The sequence below is a fragment of the Salipiger sp. HF18 genome (assembly GCF_011806505.1).
Classification (GTDB): Bacteria; Pseudomonadota; Alphaproteobacteria; order Rhodobacterales; family Rhodobacteraceae; genus Salipiger; species Salipiger thiooxidans.
In genome coordinates, this window is the sequence record NZ_JAATOS010000203.1 from 1 (window position 1) to 7030 (window position 7030).

A 7030-nucleotide genomic window follows, 5' to 3' on the forward strand; every position below is an offset into this window, starting at 1 on the left:
GTCCGCGAGACGCTCGAGATCGTGGACCGCGCCTACATCCTGCACGACGGCAAGGTGCTGATGTCCGGCACCCCCGCCGAGGTCGTCCAGAACGAAAATGTGCGCAGGGTTTATCTCGGCGAGAACTTCCGCATCGGTTAGGGCGAATTCTTCCTATCCGGTCGGATGTTTCCACGACAGGTTTGCGACAGATCATTGACAGAACCGCCGAGTCTCAAGTCAAATAAGGCCATGACGCAGCGCATCCCTGCATGCCCGTTCTCGAACGCCCCCAAAGGAGAGGGAGGATTGGGCGTTGAGTGCAGCAGCCTTGCGTCTCCCCCGATCCGGCACCACATCTAACCTGCCATCAAGGCAGGAGTGAAGTCGGGTCCAACGAAGAGAAGGAATGAACATGCGCTACCAGATCACGGGAAAGCAGATCGATATCGGCGAGGCGCTCCAGACTCATGTCCAGACCGAACTGGATGTGGTGCTCGAGAAATACGCCTTCAGGCCGACCGACGCTCAGGTCACCTTTTCCAAGAGCGCACATGAGTATATCTGCGAGGTCACGGTGCATCTCTCGACCGGCCTGACCTCTTCGGCCAAGGACAAGGCGACCGAGATCTACGCTTCCTTCGACGGCTGTGCCGAGAAAGTCGACAAGCAGCTTCGCCGTTACAAGCGCCGCCTGAAAGACCACCACAAGGAGCGCGCAGAGCCCGTTGAACTCTTCGGGGCCTCCTCGTATATCCTCGCCGGCGAAGCCGACTCGGGTGCAGAGGAACCGGACTCGCTGCAGCCCATCATCGTGGCTGAGATGGAAACCAAGATCCCGTCTCTGACCGTGGGCGAAGCCGTGATGCAGATGGAACTGGCCGGGGCCCCCGTGCTGGTCTTCCGCAACGAGAAAAAGGATGGCGTGAACGTCGTGTACCGGCGTGAAGACGGCAACATCGGCTGGATCGATCCATAAACGATCGACGCGGCCGCGGCCTTGAGCGCCCCAGAGCAGCAAGTGAAAGGCGGTCTATGACCTTTCTGGAACTTCTGAAGCCGCAGGCGGTCAAAGTCGTCGCGGCCGCAAGTAGCAAGAAGCGGCTGATGCACGACATCGCCGAACTGGCCGGGAGCGCCTACGGGCTCTCGGCCCCCGCGGCGGTGGAAGCCCTGATGGAACGCGAGAGCCTCGGCCCGACCGGCGTCGGCCATGGCGTCGCCCTGCCCCATGCCCGGGTCTCGGGCATCGACGAGGTGCGCGGCGTGTTCATCCTGCTCGAGAAACCCGTCGAGTTCGAATCCGTCGACCGCCAGCCGGTCGATGTCATCCTCGCGCTCTTTGCGCCCGAGGAGGCCGGGGTCGAACATCTCAAGGCGCTTGCGCTGGTGTCCCGCACGCTCCGTGACGCGACGCTCTGCAACAAGCTGCGCGCCAACCCCGACCCGGCAACGCTGCACGCGATCCTCACCGAGGACCGCTCGTCGCAGGCGGCGTGATCCTTTCTCATCGGTAGCGCCAGGCCGTGACGCCGGATGCCTCCGGCGGGAGTTTATCCGGCAAGATGAAGGGCGGGCGTGGCGCGCTGTCGGCTGGGACTGTCAGGCGGCCCCGGGGAAGAGGTGCGGTATTTCGAGTAGGGCGCGTGTTGCGTCGAGGGGGCAGTGCCCCTTTTTTTGATGCTTGCTCCGGCCGCGCGTAGCCCTGTCCGTCCCGGCTCAGCCCCAGTCGTCGAATCCGAACATCAGGTAGTCGCGCGCATAGGCGTCGCGGGCGAGGCCCTCGAGCCGGTCGTCGTAGATCCGCGCCAGACCGTAAGGCGCGCGGGTGGTCTGCGGCAGGGGCTCGGGCGGCGCCTCGTGGCCCACCTGCATGGCCAGCGCCGGCAGATAGCTCGCCATCTCGTCCTCGCGCACGATCATGTCCGGCAGGGTCAGTTCAGACATGCCCTGGATCACCTGCGCCTGGCTCGCCCAGTGGCCGTCGATGCGCACCGCTGTCTGCCCGGCGAGGTTCGCCTTCAGGAAGGCGAGGAAGGCGGTGAAGGCCTCGCGGTGCGCCTCCGGCGTATAGGCGTCCAGCGCGCCGCCTTCGGGCAGCGCGAGGTTGTGGGCGCGGATCAGCGTCTTGCGGATGCCGAGGAAGCTGCCCGGGCCGGTGCCGAGGATCTTGCTGCAGAAGGCATCGTGCGCCCGCGCCAGCGGGTGGCGGATCACGGTGAAGCTGCGGTGGCCCGGCCGCTCGCGTTTCCACTGCCGCAGGGTCTTCTGGCTGAAGCCGCGGGTGAGCCCCTCGCGCCCGACGCCGTCGAGCGCGGAGAGCCAGCGCTCGACCGCGTCCTCGGGGCCGGAGCGGATCGGCATGTAGAGGAGCGGCGTGCGCGCGCCGCCGACGTAGGAAGGCACGTTGGGCCCGCGCCGCGGCTCGAAGTTCGGCGTGCGGGTGAGGTTGAACCGGTCGTGCCGCGCCAGCGCCTGCTCCATCTCGTCGAAATTCGCCACCTTCTCGGAGAGCGGTTCGGGGTTCTGGCGCTTGAGCGCGGTGTTCAGGCTCTCGAGCCGCGCGGGCACCCCCAGCCAGGCCGCGAGCCCGTTCATCACCGCCACGTCCTGCAGATCCTCGTAGGCGACGTAAAAGGCCGTCTGCCCGGCCACCTGCAGCGCGGTCATCAGCTGCACCTGGAAGGCCTGCAGCGCGCCCAGATGCTCTTCGAACTCGGCGGCGTCGAAGCGTGCCCGTGCGTCCTTGCGCGTCTTCACGTTGGTGAGCTTCCACTGCCCCGTGGCCTGCGCGATCTTCCAGCTCACGTAGCTGTCGACCGGGTTGCGGGTCAGCACGATCTTCGCGCAGCGCGGGTCCTGCAGGATCTGTGGCAGGATCCGGGGATCGTGGTCGTGGAAGAAGCGGAAGCCGCCGAGCCCGCCCGGGGTCGCGCCGCGGATCTCGGCCAGCAGACGCCCGGGGTCGCGGTCGCGCTCGGCCTGCGAGATCCCCAGCACGTCCTCGGCGTTCGGGTAGCCGATGAAATGCGGGTTGAAGACCTCGCCATGACAGGTGATGCCGTCGAAGGCGTTGAGATTGGCCTCGAGGAAATTCGAGCCGGTGCGCATCTCGGCGAAGACGACGAAACAGTCGAAGCGGTCGGACATGCGGGGGCCTTACTTCTTCACAAGGTAGGGTCTGCGCGCCGGGCGGCGGCGGTTGCGCGACGCGGGCTCAACCGGGAAGTCGCCCATGAGATAGGGGTGCATCCCCTGGTTCTTGAGGTTCTGCAGGAACTGGCCGAAGCCCGCGAGATCCTCGAGCACCGGCGCCTCGGCGAGGCGGCGCGGCGGCTTCTGCCCGATCTCGTCGATCACCGCCTGCAGAGGCTCCATCGGGGCCTCGATGAACTCGGCCATGGTCCAGATCCGGATCCGCGCCCTGGCGTCAGGCGAGCGCAGCTCGTCGAGCATCGCGCTCTCGGTCTTCTGCAGCCTGGCGGCCTCGGCCCGGAGATCCGCGAAATTGGCGTTGGACTTGAAGAGTGGCACCGCCCAGGCCCCCGAGATCACGCTGATCTGGGCGTTGGGGTCGCGGGCAAGGTCCCACATGATCTCGGGCGTGTCGTGCGGCCCGTACTGGAAGCACTGCCGCAGGCCGCGGGTGTTCCACAGCAGGTTGGTCAGGAAGGCCTTGGGGTTGGCATCGCGCAGTTTCGCGGTGTCGGGCAACGCGCCGTTGATCACCGTCTGGCCATCGGCGAACTCGGCCCGCCCGGGCCCATAGAGATGGCCGTGCACCTGCGCCCCGGTGGCGCGTGCCAGCCAGCCCTCGAACCCCTTGAAGAGTTCGGAGAAGCCCTGGAAGACCGAGTACCTGCCCGCGGTGACGCCGTTCTCCCAGCCGTGGTTGGGAAAGCGCGACTGCATGTAGAGCCCGGCCCGCCCCCGCGTCCGCCGGTCCACCGCCCGCGCGAAGTTCCGGTCGATCTTGCCCGGGTTAGGCTCCTGCCGGGTCTGGGTGCCCTCGGCGTCGGAGAGGAAGGCACTGTAGAGACGCTCGGCATGGGGCCAGATCTTGCGCGCGACGAAGCCGTCCGAGCGGCGCAGAAGCTGCAGGTGATCGTCGTAGAAGATGTGTGGCTTGCCCTGGAAATCGAACTTCGAGAGCGTCAGCGACCGGCTTTCCACGTTGGTCGAGCAGAGCCGCGCCAGCGTCTGGAAATAGCTCTCGTCCGGGATCCAGACCCGGCGGAAATAGCGGTCGAAAACCCGGCGCTCGGGGTTCTGCAGGATCGCCGTCAGGGTCTGCCGGGTCAGGCACCACCACTGGCTGCCCATATGCGGGACGATCCCCCGCGGCACCCGGCGGCGAAACCCCGTGCGGCGCTGCAGGTCGACGAAGCGGTCGAAGAAAAAACGGCTGCGGCGCCACGAGAACGGGAAGAGCAGCGTGAAGCGCTCTTCGTCGAGCCCGCCCACCGTCCAGGGCACGTCGGCGGTGGTGGCGCTTTCGATGAAATCGGTGCGCGGGCGCTCGTCGAGATACGCGATCAGCTCCTCGACCGGGCGCAGCGGCAGGCAGGAGCCCGAGGTCAGGTAGACGTGGCGCACGTCGGGGAAGCGCTCGAGCATCAGCTCGGCGGCGTCCTGGCTGGCGGCGACCAGCCCCCAGGTGCCCCATTCGCAGCGGTGCCGGCGCGAGAAGGTGACGTCGGGCAGATCGCCCAGCGCCTCGACGATGCGGTCGTGGTCCGAGGCGGGCACCATGCTGTCGACGTGGATCACCACCGGGCAGCCGGCCTTGTTCCAGTGCCGCGCGACCTGCTCCGCCCGCCCGAAGGCGGTGTGGACCAGCATCAGGATGCCGACGCTCACGCCCAGTTCCCCTTGGACATGAGGCCGAGGATCTCGAGCTGGCGCCAGTTGATGTATTTCTCGGACCACTTACACCACAGGTCCGGGTTGTCGCGGATGCGCGCGGCATAGGCGAGATACTCGGTCGAGCCCGCGTAATGCTGCTTGCGGGTCAGCTCTTCCTCGGCCTTGCCGGTGAAGGTGTCGAGAAACTTGGTGTGCAGCAGCAGCCCGCTGGCCTTTTCGCCGCCCCACTCGTCGAACACCGCGTTGAGCCCCCGCGGCAGCAGCATGTGGGTCGAGCTCACGTAGGCGTAGCGCCGGTCCCACCGGACCAGCGGCACCTTGTTGAGCGCCGGTGCCTGCTCGGGCCGGTCGGCGAAGAACGCCCTGGCGCGCGGCCCGCCCTGGATCCAGAGGTTGCCGTAGCGATGGTTGCGCCGGATCGAGTAGTTGCCTGCGTCGAACCAATGCGCGATCTCGAGCGGGTTCTGCCCGGCCTCGTAGGGTTGCGCGTCGATCCGGCCCTTGGGGTACATGTCGAGCAGCATCGCCGAGAAACTCTTGATCGACGAGGCGTCGAGCCAGTCGGTCAGCGCCCGGAGCGGCCGGGTATCACAGAACGGGTAGAGGAAGAACTCGTCGGGATCGACGGTCAGGGTCCAGTGGCCGTGGCCGTACCTGCGCAGGAGGAAGTTGATCCAGTCCATCCCGAAGCGCGAGCGCTTGTAGCTGCCGCGGGTGGTCCAGACCGAGACGTCCCCTTGCCGGGCGAGGTAGTCGAGCGAGGTGTCGGTGCTGTCATTGTCGACGAAGATGAAATGGTTCACCCCCATCTCGCGGTAGTAGCGCAGGAAATACGGCAGCCGCACCCCCTCGTTGCGCTGGGTGCAGAAGATCAGCAGGTCCGAGGGGCGGATGCGGTCGGTGCGGTCGCTGACGGGCCGAAGCTCGTGCGATTTGCGCAAGGCACGCAGTCGCCATCGCTTGCGCTGAAGCCTCAGCCGGTATGACTGCCATGCACCCAAAACGCGCACCCTTACGCGGGCCGGTTTCTCCGGCCCAATTCCCGACGGCTATCAGATCAGCGTTAACACGGTCTTGAAGTGCGCATCCCAGCCCGGCGGCGTCCAGTTGCCGGCGCCGCGTTGCACGTCGTGCCGATCCGCTGCCATCCTCGTTATCTCACGGGCCCAAAGATACTGGTCGGACACCTGTGCGTAAACGGGAATATCCTGCAGCACCTCGCGCACCACCGGCAGCTCGGTCGAAAGCACCGGCACCCCCAGCGCCGCGGCCTCGACCGGCGGCAGGCCGAAGCCCTCGGCGAGGCTCGGGAACAGCAACCCGGCGCTGTCCGCCAGCAGCGCCGCGACCTGCCCGTCATCGAGCCCCGGCAGTTCGTGCACCCGTGGGGGGCGGGCATCGAGCGCGGCAAAGACCGCAGCGTTGTTCCAGCCCCTGCCCCCGCAGATCAGCAAGTGGGCGTCGGGCGGTACGCTATTCCGGTCCGTCGCGGAAGGCTCGTGCCCCTGCCAGAGCCGCAGCAGCAGAGCGTGGTTCTTGCGTGGCTCCACGGTGCCCAGCACGACAAAATAGGGCCGGCCTGTCCACGGCCCCTCGGGCGCCACGCCGGGTTGTGGCCTGGGCACGCCGAGATGGGCCACCACCGTCTCGGGGCACGCGGGGCCGAGGTGGCGACGCAGATCCGCCTCGGTCACCCGCGAATTGCAGATCACCAGATCCGCCGCCTGCCCCACCCGGTCCAGAAAGCTCCGGAACCGCTGCGGGATGCCCTCGCCGCAATACTCCGGGTGATCGAGCGGGATGGTGTCGTGCAGCAGAACCGCGATGCGCGCGCCCGGCACGCCGCGCAGGGCGCGGACGAGGCGGTCGGTCAGGCCGGTGTGGCCGGTGTTGAGGTAGTGAGTGCCGGCGGGCAGCCCGCGCAGCATCCGCCCGAGACCCGGCGGCAGGCACCGCGCCACGGCCACCCGGCGCAGCGCGCGCTCGGCCCCGGCGCGGGCGGGCGCGACGCCCCGCAGCTGCGACAGGCGGTCGGGCGCAGGCCAGTCTCCGCGGTCGATGTGCCGCTTCAGCGCGGCGCAGCCGTCATGGCCAAGCAGCAGGTAGCCCAGCGACGTGCGCACCAGCCCCCAGAGGGGGCCGGTGGTCAGTAAATGGTCGAGATAGGCGTATTCCACCCGGTCGA

At 67.5% G+C, this 7030-nt stretch carries 6 protein-coding genes and 1 pseudogene; 3 read left to right on the top strand and 4 right to left on the bottom strand.

Going from position 1 to position 7030, the window contains the following annotated elements; translation table 11 throughout:
* The 3 genes and pseudogenes from HC022_RS15790 to HC022_RS15800 all read left to right on the top strand — a co-directional run.
* Positions 1-141, top strand: a pseudogene (locus HC022_RS15790) (LPS export ABC transporter ATP-binding protein); the annotation flags it as partial.
* A 253-nt stretch (positions 142-394) separates the two neighbouring features.
* Positions 395-958 (top strand): ribosome-associated translation inhibitor RaiA, encoded by a 564-nt coding sequence (raiA, locus tag HC022_RS15795; RefSeq protein ID WP_008887252.1) that lies wholly within the window; start codon positions 395-397, stop codon positions 956-958.
* 56 nt (positions 959-1014) lie between these two features.
* Positions 1015-1479, top strand: a complete 465-nt coding sequence (locus HC022_RS15800; protein ID WP_008887260.1) for a PTS sugar transporter subunit IIA — start codon at positions 1015-1017, stop codon at positions 1477-1479.
* A gap of 219 nt (positions 1480-1698) precedes the next feature.
* Here the strand turns inward: HC022_RS15800 and HC022_RS15805 are convergent, their stop codons facing one another.
* The 4 genes from HC022_RS15805 to HC022_RS15820 form a co-directional block, all read right to left on the bottom strand.
* Complete coding sequence (locus HC022_RS15805; protein ID WP_167453081.1) at positions 1699-3129, bottom strand: nodulation protein NodH; 1431 nt, start codon at positions 3127-3129, stop codon at positions 1699-1701.
* A gap of 9 nt (positions 3130-3138) precedes the next feature.
* The gene (locus HC022_RS15810) at positions 3139-4839 is read right to left on the bottom strand and encodes a beta-1,6-N-acetylglucosaminyltransferase (RefSeq protein ID WP_167453082.1); all 1701 of its coding nucleotides are present in this window, start codon (positions 4837-4839) and stop codon (positions 3139-3141) included.
* A complete protein-coding gene (locus tag HC022_RS15815) occupies positions 4836-5846 on the bottom strand; it encodes a glycosyltransferase family 2 protein (protein ID WP_167453083.1) in 1011 nt (336 codons plus the stop codon). Before HC022_RS15815 ends, HC022_RS15810 begins: the two co-directional genes overlap by 4 nt.
* A 51-nt stretch (positions 5847-5897) precedes the next feature.
* Positions 5898-7030: glycosyltransferase family 1 protein (locus HC022_RS15820; RefSeq protein ID WP_175583605.1), on the bottom strand; the 1133-nt coding region annotated here is incomplete at its 5' end.

What these genes read in the sequence shown, in the direction of transcription:
- raiA (WP_008887252.1), top strand. Translation starts at nt 395, where the DNA reads ATGCGCTACCAGATCACGGGAAAGCAGATCGATATCGGCGAGGCGCTC.
- HC022_RS15800 (WP_008887260.1), top strand. Translation starts at nt 1,015, where the DNA reads ATGACCTTTCTGGAACTTCTGAAGCCGCAGGCGGTCAAAGTCGTCGCG.
- HC022_RS15805 (WP_167453081.1), bottom strand. Translation starts at nt 3,129, where the DNA reads ATGTCCGACCGCTTCGACTGTTTCGTCGTCTTCGCCGAGATGCGCACC.